A 17620-nucleotide genomic window follows, 5' to 3' on the forward strand; every position below is an offset into this window, starting at 1 on the left:
CTCCGGCGGTGACTCTGGAAGTTCACCTACCGGTGGGATTCCTCCTCTATGTGATCTTCTCGCGCGGCTCCCGAAAATAGTTCCGCCGGGTGGCGCGGGTGATGCGGGTGGCCCCGGCGTCACACCAGGCAGCCAGGCAGCCGGGCGATGTCCCACCGCTCCACCGAGCCCGTTGCGCGCCGAATGTCCGCAATGGCCTTCGGGAGGGACAAGGCTCGTACCGCGTCCGGAGTACGGGGAGGGCGCACCGTACCTCTCAGGGAGGCTGCCCACCTCACCCTGGCGGCACTTCGGCCGGTGGCATCCTCCGTTTAGGGTCGAGGGATGGAGACCCCTACTGTTCGATGGCGGCGCCTGCTGCCCCGCACCCCTGTCCGGTGGGCCGCGGCCGTCGCCGTGCTCGCCGTGCTCGTGGGCGGCGGCACCTGGACCGCTGTCGCCGACGACGGCCCGCCCGCCGTGCAGCGCGAGGACCGGATGCTGCGGCCGGGCGGGGTGCCGATCGACACCTCGTACTTCACCGCCGGAGGTTCCGGTAAGCGGCCCGCCGTGCTCATCGGCCACGGCTTCGGCGGCAGCAAGAACGACGTACGGGCGCAGGCCGAGAAGCTGGCCGCCGACGGGTACGCGGTGCTGACCTGGTCGGCGCGCGGGTTCGGGAAGTCCGGCGGGGCTATCTCGCTGAACGACCCCGAAGGCGAGGTCAAGGACGTCTCCGGGCTCATCGACTGGCTCGCCGGGCGGCCCGAGGTCGAGCTGGACAAGAAGGGCGACCCCCGGGTCGGCCTCACCGGCGCCTCCTACGGCGGGGCCGTCTCCCTGCTCGCCGCCGGGCACGACCAGCGGGTCGACGCCATCGCCCCCGTGATCACGTACTGGAACCTGGCCGACGCCCTCTTCCCCGACGGGGTCTTCAAGAAGCTCTGGGCCGGGATCTTCGTCACCTCCGGCGGCGGCTGCGAGAAGTTCGAGAAGAAGCTCTGCGAGATGTACGAGCGCGTCGCCGTCAGCGGCAAGCCCGACGCGGCCGCGACCGAGCTGCTCACCGAGCGCTCGCCGTCCGCCGTCGCCGACCGCATCAAGGTGCCCTCGCTCCTCGTCCAGGGCCAGTCCGACTCCCTCTTCCCGCTCGGCCACGCCGACGCCATGCAGAAGGCGATCAGCGCCAACGGCGCACCCGTCTCCGTCGACTGGATCTCGGGCGGGCACGACGGCGGCGACAGCGAGACCGCGCGCGTCGAAGGGCGCGTCGGCTCCTGGTTCGACCGGTACCTGAAGGAGGAGACCGGCACCGACACCGGGCCCGCCTTCCGCGTCACCCGTACCGGAGGCATCGACTCCACCGACGGCGCCGCCCTCAAGCGCGGCGCGAGCAGCGACACCTACCCGGGACTGCGCAGCGGCGGCCGGGAGATCCCGCTCCGGGCGACAGGCGGAGGCGGCGCGTCCGCCGGAGCCGGAGCCGGAACCGCCACCAAGTCCACCGGCTCCGCGGAAACGTTCCGCAACCCGGCCGGCGCCGTGCCGCCCGCCATCTCCGCCGTACCGGGCGTCGGCGGCGGACTCTCCCAGCTCTCCTCGCTCGGTGTCGGGCTCTCGCTCGACTTCCCGGGGCAGTTCGGCCGCTTCGAGTCGGCCCCGCTGGCCACCTCCGTACACGTCACCGGCACGCCCACCGTCCGCGTGAACGTCAAGGAGGCCGCGGGCCGCGACGCGGTGCTCTTCGGCAAGGTGTACGACGTGTCGCCGGACGGCAGGCAGCAGGTGCTGCCCTCCCAGCTCGTCGCCCCCTACCGGATCACCCCCGACCAGCAGGGCAAGCCGATCGAGCTGGCGCTGCCCGCCGTGGACCACGAGTTCGACGCCGGCCACCGGATGCGGCTCGTCTTCTCCGCGACCGACCTCGGGTACGCGTCCCCCGCCGAGCCCGCCACATACACCGTGACCGCCGACGGACCGCTGACCGTCCCCACCGCACCCGCCGTCGCCACCGCGGCCGCCACCCTCCCGTGGTGGACCTGGGGCCTCCCGGCCGCCGCCCTCGTCATCGCCGCGGGTCTGCTGATCACCGCGCGCCGACGCACCGCGACCCCGGCGCCGGACCCCGCGCTCACCGACGTACCGCTCCAGATCACCGGGCTCTCGAAGAAGTACGCGAAGTCCGTCGACCGGTACGCCGTGCGCGAGCTCTCCTTCCGGGTCGAGAAGGGCCAGGTCCTCGGGCTGCTCGGCCCCAACGGTGCGGGCAAGACGACCACCCTGCGCATGCTCATGGGGCTCATCACCCCCGACGAGGGCGAGATCCGCGTCTTCGGGCAGGCCATCCGGCCCGGCGCGCCGGTGCTCTCCCGGGTCGGGGCGTTCGTGGAGGGGGCCGGGTTCCTGCCGCACCTCTCCGGGCGCGCCAACCTCGACCTGTACTGGCAGGCCACCGGCCGTCCCGCCGAGGACGCCCACATCGAGGAGGCCCTGGAGATCGCCGGTCTCGGCGACGCGCTCGCCCGTGCCGTACGGACGTACTCCCAGGGCATGCGGCAGCGGCTCGCCATCGCCCAGGCCATGCTCGGCATGCCGGACCTGCTCATCCTCGACGAGCCGACCAACGGGCTCGACCCGCCGCAGATCCGCGAGATGCGTGACGTGATGATCCGTTACGCGGCCGGGGGCCGGACCGTCATCGTCTCCAGCCACCTCCTCTCCGAGGTCGAGCAGTCCTGCACCCACCTGGTCGTCATGGACCGGGGCCGGCTCGTGCAGGCCGGTCCGGTCGCCGAGATCACCGGCTCCGGCGACATGATCCTGGTGACCGTGGCGGAGACCGTGTCCGAGCCGCTCGCCGAGAAGGTCGCGTCCCTGCCCGGCATCGGCTCCGCCGTCCCCACCGACGACGGGCGCGGGCTCCTCGTCCGCCTCGACGGGGCCACCACCTCCCGGCTCGTCGCCGACCTGGTCCGGCTCGACGTCCCGGTCACCGGCGTCGGACCGCACCGCCGCCTGGAGGACGCCTTCCTCACCCTGATCTCCGGAGGAGCAGCATGAGCGCCCCCACCCAGCCCCCCGAGGCCCGCGTGGCGGCCGAGCACCCGGAGGCCGCCGGCTACCGCGCCGGGCGCACGCTCCCCCTCCGGGTCGAGGCCATGCGGCAGCTGCGGCGCCGCCGCACCCTGCTCATGGGCGGGATCCTCGCCGCCCTCCCCTTCATCCTGATCGTCGCCTTCGCGATCGGCGGCACGCCGGACGGAGAGGACGGCGGCGGCGGCCGGGGCGGCGGCCGTATCAACCTGATGGACGTGGCGACCGAGTCCGCCGCGAACTTCGCCGCCACCTCCCTGTTCGTCTCGGCCGGCTTCCTGCTGGTGGTGCCGGTGGCCCTGTTCTGCGGGGACACCGTCGCCTCCGAGGCCAGCTGGGCCTCGCTGCGCTACCTGCTCGCCGCGCCGGTGCCGCGCGTGCGGCTGCTGTGGTCCAAGCTCGTCGTCGCGCTCGGCTTCAGCCTCGCCGCGATGGTGCTGCTGCCGCTCGTCGCGCTGGCGGCGGGCACGGCGGCCTACGGATGGGGCCCGCTGAAACTGCCCACCGGGGGAGCGCTGGCCGCCGGGGACACCGTGCCCCGCCTCGCGCTCGTCGTCGCGTTCATCTTCGTCTCCCAACTGGTCACCGCCGGGCTGGCGTTCTGGCTCTCGACGAAGACGGACGCCCCGCTCGGCGCGGTCGGCGGTGCGGTCGGCCTCACCATCGTCGGCAATGTGCTCGACGCCGTCACGGCGCTCGGCTCCTGGCGCGACTTCCTGCCCGCGCACTGGCAGTTCGCCTGGGCGGACGCACTCCAGCCGGAGCTGGAGTGGGGCGGCATGATCAAGGGGGCGGCGATCTCGGTGACGTACGCCCTGATCCTGTTCGCCCTGGCCTTCCGCGGGTTCAGTCGTAAGGACATCGTGTCCTGAACCTGATGTTCCGTGGGTTTGCCGACCGCAAAGGCTCTCTGCCAGGCCTCTGTTGCCGCATCGAGATGGTTCCGCAACGCTTTCGTCGACTCCGGCGAGCGGCTTCGTACGTCACATTCACAGGTGTCGGAGACACCGTGATGACGTGGGGGGTTACGGATGAACCAGCGAAACGGCAAGCGAACAGGGGCACGGGCAGGGGGCCGGGCCGGGGCGGTGGCGCTCCTGCTCGCCGGCGGGATGCTGCTCACCGCGTGCGGCGGCTCCGGGTCGTCGGACGGCTCCACCGCCGCGGACAAGCGCTCCGGCGCACGCCCGCCGCAGGGGGCGACCGGCGGCGGACAGCCCGCGCCCGACTCGGTGGCGCCGGAGGAGGGCCGGCAGCCCGAGGAGAGCGGTGACACGGCCCGGCCGGACGTCGCCGCCCCGGACTACCTCTCCACCTTTGCCCTGGACGTGGACACCGCGAGCTACGGCTATGCGCGCAGCACCCTCGGCGACGGCGCACTGCCCGACCCCGTGAACATCCGGCCCGAGGAGTTCGTCAACAGCTTCCGCCAGGGGTACCAGCGGCCCAAGGGCAACGGGTTCTCCGTGAGCGTCGACGGGGCGCGGACCGGTGAGGGCTCCGGGGCCTCCGACTGGTCGCTGGTGAGGGTCGGGCTGGCCACCAAGGCGGCCCCGCCGGACAGCGAACGGCCGCCCGCCGCCATCACGTTCGTCGTCGACATCTCCGGTTCCATGGCGGGCCCCGGCCGCCTGGGGCTCGTCAAGCAGTCCTTGAACATCCTTGCCGACGAACTGCGCGACGACGACTCCGTCTCCCTGGTCACCTTCAGCGACGAGGCCGAGACCCGACTGCCGATGACCCGCCTGAAGGGCAACCGGAACAAGATCCGGGACGCGGTCGACGAGATGGATCCCGCTCAGTCCACCAATGTGGAGGCGGGGATCAAGCGCGGTTACGAGGAGTCCGTCAAGGGCCACCGCAAGGGCGTCAACAACCGGGTGGTGCTGCTCTCCGACGCCCTCGCCAACACCGGCGACACCAACGCCGACAGCATCCTGAAGCGGATCGACTCCGCCCGCCGCGAGTACGGCATCACGCTCTTCGGGGTCGGCGTCGGCAGCGACTACGGCGACGCGTTCATGGAGCGGCTCACCAACCGGGGCGACGGCCACACCACCTACGTCGGTGACGAGGAGCAGGCCCGCAAGGTCTTCGTCGACCAGCTGCCCGCCCACATCGAACTCACGGCGCGCGACGCCAAGGCCCAGGTGGCGTTCGACCGGAAGACGGTGGAGCAGTTCCGGCTGATCGGCTACGAGAACCGCAAGGTCGCCGACGAGGACTTCCGCGACGACAGCGTCGACGGCGGCGAGGTCGGCCCCGGCCACACGGTGACCGCGCTCTACGCCGTACGGCTGCGCGAGGGCGCCTCCGGCACGGTGGCCGAGGCGACCGTGCGGTGGCTCGACCCCAAGACCCGTAAGGCGTACGAGGAGAGCGGGTCGGTGCGGACCGGGGCGATCGACGGAGACCTCTGGGGCGGCGCGCCGCAGCGGCTCCAAGTGGCGGCCGTCGCCGCCTACTTCGCTGACACCCTGCGCGGCGGCGACCTGCCCGGCACACCGGCACTCGGTGAACTGGCCTCGCGGGCCACGAAGCTGGCGGGCGAGACCGATGACGGTGCCGTACGGAAGCTGGCGACGGCGATCGGCCAGGCGGATGCGCTCAGGAACGGCACCGAACCGGAGGCCGGGGGAGACACGGGCGAGGGGGAGATCGGCTGAGCCGGCGGGCCCTGCCAGTCGGCTGAGCGGTGGATCCCTGACAGCCGGCTGAGGGGCGGGGCCCCGGCCGTCGATGGCGCGGCGGGCATCCTGACAGCGGGCGATGTTCGTACGGTCGGGCGAAATGCGGCTGTGCGAACGGCTGTCACCGGTCATGATGTCCGCCATGACCTCCCTCCTCCTGGTGCTCTCCGTGATCGTCACCGGCCTCTACGCGGGCTTCATGCTGACGTTCCTGATCGCGATCATGCCCGGCCTCGCCGAACTGACGGACGAACAGTTCACTGCGGCCATGCGCCGCTTCAACGAGAAGGTCCCCGGACCTCTCTTCCTCGTCCTCTTCCTCGGCGTGGTCGCCCTGCCCGCCGCCGCGCTCCTCACCGGACTCGGCGAGCACGACAAGGTGGCAGGCCCCGCGATCGTGGGGGCGCTCGTCTGCGCGGTCGCCGGGCACCTGATCACGATCGCCGGGAACATCCCGCTCAACAACGCGCTCGCGAAGTCGGAGGGCGGCGACGACAGCGCCGCCCGCAAGGCCTTCGAACCCCGCTGGAACACCCTCCACCAGGTCCGCACCGCGCTCGCGCTGGTGGCGTGCGTCCTGCTGGCCGTCGCGCTGTAGGCCCGGGGGCGGCGGGACTCACACGTTCGGGACCTTGAGCCGGTCCCAGCTGGTCTTCCCCGGGGTGCCGTCCGCGTCGGTGCCCGTGTAGCCCAGCTTGCGCTGCCAGGCCGCGTACGAGCTCCGGTCGGCTGTGGACCAGGCCGGGCCGGGGCCCACCGTGTACCGGCCGCAGCCCTCGGCCACCAGGCGCTTGCCCATCGCCGTGACGACCGGGCTGTTGCGGCCCACCGCGAAGAAGGACGACCCGGGGAACGGCTCGTACGTCGGTCTCGGCGGCGGCTGCGAGGGCCCGTCCGGCGAACCGTCCAGCCGCTTGCCGATCCTGGTGCGCATCGAGTTCATGGTGAAGCCGCGCGGGTCGACCTTGCCCGGCTGCCACTCCAGGTGCCCGATCACCGACCGCTGCGACCAGTTGTGCGCCCGGCAGACGGCCGCGGCGGCCCGCTCGATCGCCACCAGCTGGGCGGCCGGCCAGGGGTCCTTGCCGTCGCCGAGGTTGACGCACTCGAAGCCGTAGAAGTAGCGGTTGCCGTCGGTGTTGGCCTCGTTGTCCGGCGGCAGGGCCTTCTCCGCGATCACGGCACGCAGCACGTCGTCGTCTCCGAGCCCGGCGTGGTTGGCCCGCCCGTTCCCCACGAGGTGGATGGTCCCGTCCTTGGCGATCACCCCGTGACAGAGGGGGCCGGGGAGGGCGGAGTGGCCGTTGTAGCAGAGCTCGACGGAGGAGGCGGTGCCCGATGTGACGGTGTGATGGATCATGACGCCGTGCGTCGGGCCCCAGGGTCCCTTGTGATTCCGGTTGTTCGTACGCCAGCTCCGGTGTTCGACGACGTGGACGCCTTCGTCGCGGAGGGCTTTGAGCAGCTTGTCGGCGGACAGCGGTGTCGCCATCGTGGCGCTCCTTTCCAGGTGGTGCGTCGGTTCGCAGGGGTGTTCGGCGGGTGGAGGGCAGGCTCGGATGCCGGACGGCACAACGAAGTTGCGCTCGCCCGAACGGGTTTGCGGAGAGAGTGGGGGCGCCCTGCGGCGGGATTGCGCCGTCGGGCCGTACAGGATCGATTTGCCCGTTCTTGCGCCGTCCTGAACGTCGTCCCGTACCGAACGTTTCGTCGGTCCGCCACTCTTGTGCCACGGATTCCGCTTAGTGGGGTGCGAGGGGCGGAGGGGGCCGTAGTTCCGGCTGCGGGGACCCGTACGCGCGTGCGGGGACGCGAGTGCGTCTGTCCGCGCCGCGCCCTACTCCCGCTGTCGTATGCGTCCGGCGACCCCGGCTCCTACGGTGAAGGGGTGATGACCTTCGACCGCCTCGCCGCCCGGGTGCGCGCCCTGCCGCCGCTCGTCGCGGATCTGCTGGTGGTGGCGGTGGTGGGCCTGTTCACCGCGTCCGACGCGGCGGTGAACGACCCCGGCTACCGGCAGGACGACGCGCTCACCTGGGCCCTGCTCGCGGTCTCGCTCGTGGCACTCGCCTTCCGCCGCCGCCGGCCCGTCGCGGTGCTGTGCCTGACCGGGGCCGCCTGCGCCGGATGGGCGCTGCACGGGCACATCGGCGAGCTGCTGAACCTCCCGGTCATCGTGGCGCTCTACACCGTGGCTGTCCTCGGCGACCGCCGCCGCACCCTGTGGACCGGCCTGGTCGCCGCCGCCGTCTCGGGGGTGGTCGCCCTGGTCGTGGGACGGGACGTGGTCAACCCGCAGGGGCTGCCGGTCCTGGAGATGGTCTGGCCGCTCGTCCCGCTGCTGCTGGGCGAGGCGGTGCGGACCCGGCGGGAGCTGCTCGCGGAGTACGCGGCGCGGGCGGCGCGGGCGGAGGAGGAACGGGAGCGGGAGGCGGACCGCCGGGTGCGGCAGGAGCGGGTACGCGTCGCCCGGGAGATCCACGACATCCTCGCGCACACCGTGTCCGCGATGACGGTGCAGGCCGGGGTGGCGCTCGACGCGCTGGACACCGCGCCGGAGGTGTCGCGCCGCGCGATGACGCAGGTGCGCGCCTCCGGGAAGGAGGCCGTACGGGAACTGCGCGCCACCCTGTCCGTCCTGCGCGAGACGGAGTCCACCGCCCCGGCGCCCCGCCTGGACCAACTGGCCGAGCTGGTGGCGGGGGTCGAGGCCGGCGGCGTACGGGTGCTTCTGCGCCGGGCCCCTGCGGGCGCCGCCTACCCGGCGGTCGTCGAGACGACCGCGTACCGGATCGTGCAGGAGGCGCTGACCAACGTGGTGAAGCACTCGGGGGCCGAGCGGGTCGCGGTCTCGCTTACCTGCGGGGACACGCACCTGTACATCGAGATCGTGGACGACGGCCCACCCGGCTCCGAGCCCTCCACCGGCGAGGGCTTCGGGCTGATCGGCATGCGGGAGCGGGTGCTCGCGGTGGGCGGGACGCTCGCGTACGGTCCGGTGCCGGGCGGGGGATTCCGCGTCCACGCCCAGCTGCCCACCGAAGGAGCGGCCCCGTGACCGTGCGGGTGGTCCTCGCGGACGACCAGACCGTCGTACGCGCGGGGTTCCGCGCCCTGCTCGACCTCACCGACGACCTGGTGGTCGTCGCGGAGGCGGCCGACGGTGCCCGGGCGGTGGAGGCGGTCCGCACGACCCGCCCCGACGTCGTCCTCATGGACATCCGGATGCCCGGCGTCGACGGCCTGGAGGCCACCCGCCGGATCGCCGGGGACCGCTCGCTGGACGGGGTCCGCGTGGTCATGCTCACCACGTACCAGGTGGACGCGTACGTCTTCGAGGCTCTGCGGCACGGCGCCGCGGGCTTTCTGCTCAAGGACATCGAGCCCGACGACCTGCGCGCCGCGATCCGGACGGTGGCCGAGGGCCGGAGCCTGCTCGCCCCGGCCGTCACCCGCCGGGTGATCGAGGAGTTCGCACGGCTGAAGGCCCCCGAGGCGGCGGGCGCCGAACGGCTCGCCGCCCTCACCGGCCGGGAGCGCGAGGTGATGGCGCTCGTCGCCGCCGGGCTCACCAACGAGGAGATCGGCCGGGAGCTGATCATGAGCCCGCTGACGGCGAAGACCCACGTCGGCCGGACCATGACGAAGCTGGGCGCCCGCGACCGGGCCCAGCTGGTGGTGCTCGCCTACGAGACGGGCCTGGTCAGGGCGGGCGAACGCTAGGGCGCACCCGCCCGGTCATACCTGCCCCTCATACCTACTCCGGCGGGAGTAGGGCCCGGCTCCCGCCGGAGGATTCGCGAACGGGCCCCCGCTCGTAGCGTCGGAACCATGATCGAAGCAACGGAACTCACCAAACGCTACGGCGGGCGGACCGCCGTCGACCAGCTCTCGTTCACCGTCCGGCCCGGCCGGGTGACCGGCTTCCTCGGCCCGAACGGCGCCGGGAAGTCGACCACCATGCGGCTGATCCTGGGCCTCGACTCCCCGAGCGGGGGACGGGTCACCGTAGGCGGCAAGGCCTACCGGGACCTCCCCGTACCGCTCCGCGCGGCCGGCTCGCTGCTCGACGCGAAGGGCGTCCACGGCGGCCGCTCCGCCTACCACCACCTGGCCGGACTCGCCGCGAGCACCGGCATCCCGCGCCGCCGCGTCGACGAGGTGCTCGACCTGGTCGGCCTGCCCGCCACAACGGCCCGCAGACGCACCAAGGGCTTCTCGCTCGGCATGGGCCAGCGGCTCGGCATCGCGGCCGCGCTCATCGGCGATCCGGAGGTGCTGATCCTCGACGAACCGGTCAACGGCCTCGACACCGAGGGCATCCGCTGGATCCGGGAGCTGATGAAGTCCCTGGCGGCTGAGGGCCGTACGGTCCTGCTCTCCAGCCACCTCATGAGCGAGATGGAGCTCACGGCCGACCACCTCATCGTGATCGGCCGGGGCCGGCTCATCGCGGACACCACGATGCGGGACTTCATCGAGACCAACTCCCGCGCCCACACGCTCGTACGGTCCCCCGAACCGGAGAGACTCCGGGCCCTGCTGGGGACGGCGGGGGCGCAGGTCCGCCTGGACGCCACGGGCGGCTGGCGGGTCGACGGACCGGACGCGGCGGCCATCGGCGACCTGGCCCGCGACCACGGGGTCGCCGTCCACGAACTCACGCCCGCCCACTCCTCGTTGGAGGAGGTCTACACGACGCTGTCGCAGTCCTCGGTGGAGTACCGGACCGAGGAACGAACCCCCGCGATGCCCCCGGCCGGCCGGAAGATCCCCCCGTCGAGCCAGAAGGAGACAGCCCGATGACCACGCTCACCCTCCCCGCCGGACGCAGGGAGAAGACCGGATTCCGGCACGCCCTGGCCTACGAGTGGATCAAGTTCCGCAGCGTGCGCTCCACGGTGTGGACGACCGCCGCGACCGCCGTACTGCCCGTCCTGGGCGCGGTCTTCGTCGCCGCCACCGGCAGCCTGCAACCCGACGACACCGTCCTCGGCGGCAGCCTCACACTCTCCGTCGTCGCCCAGATGCTGGCGGCGGTGGTCGGTGCGCTGGTGGTCTCGGGGGAGTACAGCAGCGGCACCATCCGGACGACCTTCGCCGCCGTCCCGCACCGGTCGACGGTGTTCGCGGCGAAGGCGGCCCTGGTCGCGGGGGTGATGTACGTCCTGGCCCTGCTCTCCTGCTCGACCGCCTACCTGGTAGGGAACGCGATGCTGCCGGAGGGCCGCTACGCCCAAGGAGACCCACTGCCCGCCCTCTTCGGCATCGCGGCGTCGTTCGCGGCGGCCGCCGTGCTCGGCCTGGCTGTCGGCACCCTCGTACGCCACTCCGCAGGCGCGGTCACCACGGTGATCGGCCTGCTGCTCCTGCCGTCCCTCTTCGGCCCCCTCTTCGGGAACGCCGAACGCTGGATCGCCGGCCTCTCCCCGACGGCGGCCCTGGAGAAGCTCACCCAGACCTCGGACGCCGCCGCCGACACGGTGGGCAGCCTGGGCCCCTGGCCCTCCCTGCTCCTGGTCGCGGCCTGCACGGCCGCCGTCTCCCTCGCCGCGCTGCTGCTGCTCAGGCGACGGGACGCGTGAGAGGGAGCGGGCGCGGGCCCACAGTTGCGGGTCGCTGTTGGTGAGGTGAGGCGGCGCGTGGGCGGGCCCCGCCTCGTCCCGCTGCCGCGCCCTTCGTCCCGCTCCCCGCGCCTGCCCGCTCAGTCGGCGATGTCGACGCCGTAGCCGCGTGCCAGGCCGGCGAGCCCGTGGTCGTACCCCTGTCCGACCGCGCGGAAGCGCCAGACCGGCCCGCGGCGGTAGAACTCGGCCAGGAGCAGGGTGCGTTCCGTGGTGGCGGCGTCGAGGGTGGCCCTGGCCAGCGGCGCGGCGCCGGTGCCGGGGACCGCGGTGACCTGGACCGCGCCCACGTCCCTGAAGGTCCTCTCCCTGTCGATGGCTGCCGCGACGGCGACCTTGCGGGAGGCGGGCGGCAGCGCGGCGAGGTCGACGGCGATCGTCTGTTCGGCCGGGCCGTCGGTGAGGAGGTGTACGGTGCCCGCGGGATTCTCGGGGGCACCGTAGAAGACGAAGTCCTCGTCGAACGTGACCTGTCCGTCCTCGTCGAGGACGAAGGCGACGACGTCGATGTCGCACGCGTCCTGTGGTGCCCAGGCCGCGGTGATGTGCCACAGCGGTGCCGGAGTCCCCTGCGGCGCGGGCAGGTCCACGACACCGCCGCGCGGCAGGACGAGAGGTGTCCGCGGATGATCCGGCACCGAGGGCCGGGTCGCCGTGGGGGTGGTGCCGGTCCCGTCGGGGGCCGCCCCCGGCACGGTCAGCCAGTGTTCGTCGTGCAGGGGAATTCCCAGGTCCGACATCCGCCCTGTCCGGCGATCGGCCTCCCCTCCCGCCAGGAGGACGGCATCGGTGACACTTCGCGAGAGGTTGACGGCCGCGGAACCGCCCAGTTCGACGATCCGGGTGCGCGCGGCGGCCGCAGCGGGGTGGGTGCCGCCGAGGACGAGGACGCGTTGCCCGGTCAGGGGGCGGGCCTGCGGTGTGTCCGCCGGGGACGGCCGACGTGGAGCGGGGACGGCCGTTCCCGGGGAGGAGGGGATACCGGAAGCCGCAGGTGCGGTGGGTGTGGGGGTGGTCACCGTGGGGGCGGCAGCGGCGGTGGCGGCCACCTTGGATGTCGTGCCGGCCGCCTTCGTCTCCGCCGCCCGGTGCGGTGTCCCAGGGCGTACGTCGCTCAGCAGCTTCAAGAAGGTGTGCTCGTCGATCACGGGTACGCCTTCGGCGGCCGCCCGCCGTGCCTTCGAGGACCCCGATCCCGCCTCGTTGGTGACCAGCGCGCTGGTGTGGCGGCTGACCGAGGACATGACGTTCAGCCCCGCCGCGACCGACCGCGCCACGAGCTCGGCGCGCGAGGTCGCCGTCTCCCCGGTGATGGCGATCTTCATGCCCTGCACGAGCGGACCGCCCGCCTCCGTCCGCCCCGGATTGCGGTAGGCGCAGGGCGTCTTCGGCGGCTGAGGCGCGAACTGCGCGTCCTGGCGCGGCGGGCAGGCCACCAGGGGGAGGGGCAGGTCGAGCAGCGCGGCCTCCCGAAGCGTTGCGCGGAGGATGCCGGCCAGCACCCGGGTGTCGTCCAGGGCGTCGTGCGCCCGCGTCTGCGGTACGCCGTAGTGCGCAGCCAGTGTTCCCAGCTTCATGTCCTCGGCGGGCGGGTCCACCTGCCGGTTGAGGGCGAGGGTGCACAGCCGCTGTGAGACCGGCAGGTACAGGCGGGCCCGCGCGAACTCGTGCGCCAGGAAGTCGTAGTCGAACTGGGCGTTGTGGGCCACCAGGACCCGGTCCTGCAGCAGCGCCCCGATCCGACCCGCTACCTCCTCGAAGGCCGGTGCCCCCAGCAGCCGCTCGGCGGTCAGGCCGTGCACCTCCACCGGCCCGGGGTCGCACCCCGGGTTCAGCAGGGTCGAGAACTCCCCGGTCTGCTCCCCGTCCGGACCGATGGTCACCACCGCGATCGACAGCACCCGGTCACGCCGCGCGACGAGCCCTGACGTCTCCACATCCCCCAGCGCCCAGTCGAAGGCGTAATCACGCAGGCCGGACACATCAGAAGAGGGGGAGGGGATGGGGGTACGCGGCGTCATGCCCGCAAGAATGATCCGGCATGTGCCCACTCCTCAACCGGAATGGCCTTTTGCCTGGATATGCGGAGAGGCGTTGTGCGCTGGGCCAGATGAGTGACCTCTCTTACGCCGTCACTACGCCGCCCCCCGTTACCCTGCCCCGACCAGCGAAAAGGCCCCCCAGTGCGGAGGGCCTCACGGTCGTGCGGGCGGTGCGCCCCCGGCAGGACTCGAACCTGCGGCCAAGCGCTTAGAAGGCGCCTGCTCTATCCACTGAGCTACGGGGGCCGGGAGTCCTGATCGGGTGGTTCCGTGGCCGTGCCGGGACAAGGATAGGGCTCCGATCGCCTGGACCCGGTTGCTTCACCTGCGTGGCACGATGTGGAGGTTCGGTGAAGCGAACCGATAATCGCAGGTGGGTGCGGATCCCGCACCGCTTTTCGCGCCCTGCGGCCCGGGTGTTGTGCACTCGTTATGCCTGCGCCCCACTCGTCCCCTCTGTCCCGACTCTGTCCAGAGGGTGGAACCGCCGCGCAGAGGGGCCTATACGCTTCAAAAAGGCGCCAAAATTGGGCATTCTTCGCATGTGGTGACCATGGACGTACGGCCTCAGCTCATCGACGCACTTTCCGCCCTGCGCGACCGTGTCGCCGCCGTGCGTCTTCCACTCCCGCTGCCGGGGGCCGAACGCGCCCGGCAGACGAGGGTCGAACTCCTCGCACAGCTCGACGACTACCTCCTGCCCCGGCTCAAGGACCCCGAGGCCCCGCTCCTCGCCGTGATCGGCGGATCCACCGGGGCGGGGAAGTCAACGCTGGTCAACTCGCTGGTGGGGTGCCGGGTCAGCGAGGCCGGGGTGCTGCGGCCCACCACCCGCACCCCGGTGCTGGTCTGTCACCCCGACGACCACCACTGGTTCGCCGGCGTACGGGTGCTCCCCCAGCTCACCCGCATCTGGCTGCCGCCGGGTCAGGTCCGGGACCCCGACGGGCTCGACGACCTCGGCCCCGGCGCGGACGACGAGGGGAACGTGCTGCGGGTGGAGACCGCGGTCAGCCTGCCCCGCGGGCTCGCCATCCTCGACGCCCCCGACATCGACTCGCTCGTCGTACGCAACCGGGTCCTGGCCGCCGAACTCATCTGCGCCGCCGACGTCTGGGTGATGGTCACCACCGCCTCCCGGTACGCCGACGCGGTGCCCTGGTACCTGCTGCGTACCGCGAAGGAGTACGACGCGGCCCTCGTCACCGTCCTCGACCGGGTGCCCCACCAGGTGATCGCCGAGGTCTCCCGGCAGTACGCGGCGCTCCTGACCCGCGCCGGGCTCGGGGACGTACCCCGCTTCACCATCCCCGAACTCCCCGAATCCGCGGGCGGCGGCAGCGGACTGCTCCCCACCACCGCCGTCGCCCCGCTGCGCGCCTGGCTCACCCACCGGACCCAGGACCCCGCCGCCCGGCAGCAGGCGGTGGGGCGCACCGCGTCCGGGCTCATCGAATCGCTGAACGTACGGATCCCCGGGCTGGCCGGCGCGGTCGCCGCGCAGTACGCGGCGTCCGTACGGCTCACCGGCGTGGTCGAGGACGCCTACGGCAAGGAGGCCGCCCGGATCCGCCGCAGGCTCCAGAGTGGAGCGGTCCTCTCCGGAGATGCCCGGACCCGGTGGCGCGGCTACCCCCTCTACAGCGCACCCGGCGAACTCCTCGAAGCGCTGGTCGACAGCCTGATCGCCCTGCTCCAGTGCGCCGCCTCCGCCGCCGACCAGCAGATCCGTACGCAGTGGGGCCGCGAGCCCGCCGCCGGAGTCTTCCGGTTCGAGGGCGCCGGGCGGGAAGCCGGGGGGTGGGGGCCGGCCGAGGACATCGAGGGCCGGATCGCCGTGGCCGTACGGCGGTGGCGACGGGTCCTGGAGGAGCTCGCCGAGGAAGAGGTGCGCCAGCTCGAACGCAGCGTGGCGCCCGACCCCGAGACCGTCGCCGCCCTCCTCGCGGCGGCCCTGCTCGGCGGCCGGCGGGCCCGAGCGGCGGGGGAGCAGCTCGCCGAACGCATCGGAGCGCAGGGCGCGCTGCGCCTGAGGGACAAGGGCGGCGAACTGCTGACGACCTATCTGGACCAGGTGCTCGGCGCCGAACGCGAGCGCAGGCTCGCCCCGCTCGACGCGCTCGACGTCGCCCCCGAACCGCAGGCCGAACTGATCGCCGCACTTTCCGTACTGCAGAAGGAGAGGTGGCAGCGATGACCGCCGTCACGGACGAGGACCAGGGCAACGGCACGACGGAGACCGGCGAACGGAAGGAGAAGGAGGCTCAGGGCAAGGGCGGCCGCTGGGACGACGGGCTCATCGCACGGCGCGCCGCGGCGGCCGACGCCCGCAGCGACGATTCCGGAACCGGAGACTCCCGTACGGACAGGACCTCCACGGACTCCGCCGGCTCACCCGACGCCGCCGGCTCCCCTCCCGACGAGGACGACGTACAGCCGCAGGTCGAGGCGTACGGGCCCTCCGACGGCCCCCTGCCGACCCGGCTCGACGCCCTGCGCGAACTCGTCGGCCTCTCCCGCGCCCGGCTCGACCGGGACACCCTCGCCGAGGCCGGACGCGTACTGGACGAGGCGGCCGCCCGGCAGCGGCTCTCCTCCCGGCACACGGTCGTCGCCATCGCGGGGGCCACCGGGAGCGGCAAGTCGACCCTGTTCAACGCCCTGTCCGGGGCCCAGATCTCCGACACCGGGCTGCGCCGCCCCACCACCTCCCAGCCCATCGCGTGCAGCTGGACCGACGGGGCCGCCGGCCTGCTGGACCGCCTCGCGATCCCCGGCAGGCTCCGCCGCAGGCCGCACCCCGGACCCGCCGCTTTCGACGAGGCGCTCCAGGGGCTCGTCCTGGTCGACCTGCCCGACCACGACTCCGCCGCGACCGCCCACCGGGACCAGGTGGACCGGGTGCTGGCGCTGGTCGACGCGGTGATCTGGGTCGTCGACCCGGAGAAGTACGCCGACGCCGCCCTGCACGAGCGCTATCTGCGCCCCCTGGCCGGGCACGCGGAGGTCACCTTCGTCGTCCTCAACCAGATCGACCGGCTGCCCGGCGAGGCCGCCGACCTCGTGCTCGACGACCTTCGCCGGCTCCTGGACGAGGACGGCATGGCGCTCGGCGAGCACGGCGAACCCGGCGCCACCGTCATGTCCCTGTCCGCGCTGACCGGCGACGGGGTGCCCGAACTGCGCGAGATGGTCGGCCGGTTCGTCCAGGACCGCACGGCGGCCACCCGCCGCCTCTCCGCCGACGTGGACGCGGCGGCGGCCCGGCTGCGCCCCGTGTACGTGGCGGAGGGGCGGCCCGGACTCGGTGAGCGGGCCCGTGAGGAGTTCGCCGACCGGCTGGCCGAGGCCGTCGGAGCGGCCGCCGCCGGGCAGGCCGCCGAGCGGGAGTGGCGCAGGAACGCCGGGCGCGCCTGCGGTACGCCATGGCTGCGGCTGTGGCGCTGGTACGAGTCCCGGGGGCTGCCGGGCAGCCTGGACCGGATGGGCCAGGCGCTCGCCCCGCCCGAGGAGGAGCCGACCGCCCGGCAGCGGGTCGAGCAGGCGGTCCGGGTCGTCGCGGACGACGCCGCGGACGGGCTGCCCGCACCCTGGGCGCAGGCCGTGCGCGAGGCGGCGTTCAGCGGGGCGAAGGGGCTGCCGGAGGCGCTGGACGAGCTGGCGGTCGCGGGGGGTGCTTCCTCCAAGGGCCCGGGCAAGGGCTCGGGAGGCGTCGGGCGGGTCGGCGCGGTGGGGGGCACAGCCACCGGCCCGGCGTTCGGCGGGAGGCCGGCCAAGCCGCCCCGGCCGAAGTGGTGGCCCGCCGCGGTGCTGGCCCAGGTGTCCATGACGCTGCTTCAGGTCTTCGGCGGTCTGTGGCTGCTCGGCCAGATCGTCGGGATCCTGGAGCCGGGGCTCGTCACCCCCGCCCTGATCATGCTGGCCGGAGTCGTCGGCGGGCCGCTGGTGGAGTGGTCCTGTGCGGCGGCGATCCGGGGCCCCGCCCGGCGCTACGGGCAGGACGCCGAACGCCGGCTGCGCGAAGCGGCGGCCGGATGCGGCCGGGCCAGGGTCCTGGACCCGGTCTCGGCGGAGCTGGTGCGGTACCGGGAGGTGCGCGAGCGGTATGCGGCGGTGACGGAGTTTTCCACAACCGGCCAGTAGTCCACAGGCTCCCGCGCCATTCGCTCCCGGCGCCCACCATGAAGTCAGC

12 protein-coding genes and 1 tRNA gene are annotated in these 17620 nt (G+C 73.1%); 10 read left to right on the forward strand and 3 right to left on the reverse strand.

The features are described 5' to 3' along the window. The first annotated feature begins 324 nt into the window (after positions 1 to 324). The 4 genes from ACK8N7_RS24470 to ACK8N7_RS24485 all read left to right on the forward strand — a co-directional run bounded on the left by ACK8N7_RS24470 (position 325) and on the right by ACK8N7_RS24485 (position 6360). Positions 325 to 3039: an alpha/beta fold hydrolase gene (locus ACK8N7_RS24470; RefSeq protein WP_500444151.1), complete on the forward strand. Its 2715-nt coding sequence runs from the start codon at positions 325 to 327 to the stop codon at positions 3037 to 3039. Then, entirely contained in the window at positions 3036 to 3944 is a 909-nt protein-coding gene (locus ACK8N7_RS24475; protein WP_031122698.1) for an ABC transporter permease, read from the forward strand. Before ACK8N7_RS24470 ends, ACK8N7_RS24475 begins: the two co-directional genes overlap by 4 nt. A 159-nt stretch (positions 3945 to 4103) precedes the next feature. Further along, the gene (locus ACK8N7_RS24480; RefSeq protein ID WP_403218949.1) at positions 4104 to 5738 is read left to right on the forward strand and encodes a vWA domain-containing protein; all 1635 of its coding nucleotides are present in this window, start codon (positions 4104 to 4106) and stop codon (positions 5736 to 5738) included. 154 nt (positions 5739 to 5892) lie between these two features. Continuing rightward, positions 5893 to 6360, forward strand: a complete 468-nt coding sequence (locus ACK8N7_RS24485; protein ID WP_403218989.1) for an anthrone oxygenase family protein — start codon at positions 5893 to 5895, stop codon at positions 6358 to 6360. An 18-nt stretch (positions 6361 to 6378) separates the two neighbouring features. Here ACK8N7_RS24485 and ACK8N7_RS24490 read toward each other — a convergent pair whose 3' ends face one another. Next, positions 6379 to 7254 carry a peptidoglycan-binding protein gene (locus ACK8N7_RS24490; RefSeq protein WP_500444152.1) on the reverse strand — a complete coding sequence of 292 codons (876 nt, stop codon included), beginning with the start codon at positions 7252 to 7254 and terminating at the stop codon, positions 6379 to 6381. Between the two features lie 396 nt (positions 7255 to 7650). Here ACK8N7_RS24490 and ACK8N7_RS24495 point away from each other — a divergent pair, with 396 nt between their 5' ends. The 4 genes from ACK8N7_RS24495 (at position 7651) to ACK8N7_RS24510 (ending at position 11347) form a co-directional block, all read left to right on the forward strand. Then, the gene (locus tag ACK8N7_RS24495; protein ID WP_500444153.1) at positions 7651 to 8820 is read left to right on the forward strand and encodes a sensor histidine kinase; all 1170 of its coding nucleotides are present in this window, start codon (positions 7651 to 7653) and stop codon (positions 8818 to 8820) included. Then, on the forward strand, positions 8817 to 9485 hold the full coding sequence (locus tag ACK8N7_RS24500) for a response regulator (protein ID WP_500444154.1): 669 nt from the start codon (positions 8817 to 8819) through the stop codon (positions 9483 to 9485). Before ACK8N7_RS24495 ends, ACK8N7_RS24500 begins: the two co-directional genes overlap by 4 nt. Positions 9486 to 9593: 108 nt before the next feature. Continuing rightward, the gene (locus ACK8N7_RS24505) at positions 9594 to 10568 is read left to right on the forward strand and encodes an ABC transporter ATP-binding protein (protein ID WP_403218941.1); all 975 of its coding nucleotides are present in this window, start codon (positions 9594 to 9596) and stop codon (positions 10566 to 10568) included. Beyond that, positions 10565 to 11347 carry an ABC transporter permease gene (locus ACK8N7_RS24510; protein WP_500444155.1) on the forward strand — a complete coding sequence of 261 codons (783 nt, stop codon included), beginning with the start codon at positions 10565 to 10567 and terminating at the stop codon, positions 11345 to 11347. Before ACK8N7_RS24505 ends, ACK8N7_RS24510 begins: the two co-directional genes overlap by 4 nt. A 119-nt stretch (positions 11348 to 11466) precedes the next feature. Here the strand turns inward: ACK8N7_RS24510 and ACK8N7_RS24515 are convergent, their stop codons facing one another. Together ACK8N7_RS24515 and ACK8N7_RS24520 are read right to left on the reverse strand one after the other, a co-directional pair. Beyond that, positions 11467 to 13407 carry a TerD family protein gene (locus tag ACK8N7_RS24515; protein WP_500444156.1) on the reverse strand — a complete coding sequence of 647 codons (1941 nt, stop codon included), beginning with the start codon at positions 13405 to 13407 and terminating at the stop codon, positions 11467 to 11469. A 194-nt stretch (positions 13408 to 13601) separates the two neighbouring features. Continuing rightward, positions 13602 to 13674: transfer RNA gene (locus ACK8N7_RS24520), tRNA-Arg, on the reverse strand. Between the two features lie 307 nt (positions 13675 to 13981). Here ACK8N7_RS24520 and ACK8N7_RS24525 point away from each other — a divergent pair. Together ACK8N7_RS24525 and ACK8N7_RS24530 are read left to right on the forward strand one after the other, a co-directional pair. Continuing rightward, positions 13982 to 15625: an ATP-binding protein gene (locus ACK8N7_RS24525; protein ID WP_500444157.1), complete on the forward strand. Its 1644-nt coding sequence runs from the start codon at positions 13982 to 13984 to the stop codon at positions 15623 to 15625. Beyond that, positions 15622 to 17571: a GTPase gene (locus tag ACK8N7_RS24530; RefSeq protein WP_403218935.1), complete on the forward strand. Its 1950-nt coding sequence runs from the start codon at positions 15622 to 15624 to the stop codon at positions 17569 to 17571. The genes ACK8N7_RS24525 and ACK8N7_RS24530 overlap by 4 nt, the downstream gene beginning before the upstream one ends. The last annotated feature ends 49 nt before the right edge of the window (positions 17572 to 17620 follow it).

The organism is Streptomyces griseobrunneus, from assembly GCF_046713465.1.
In the GTDB taxonomy this organism is placed as follows: Bacteria; Actinomycetota; Actinomycetes; order Streptomycetales; family Streptomycetaceae; genus Streptomyces; species Streptomyces microflavus.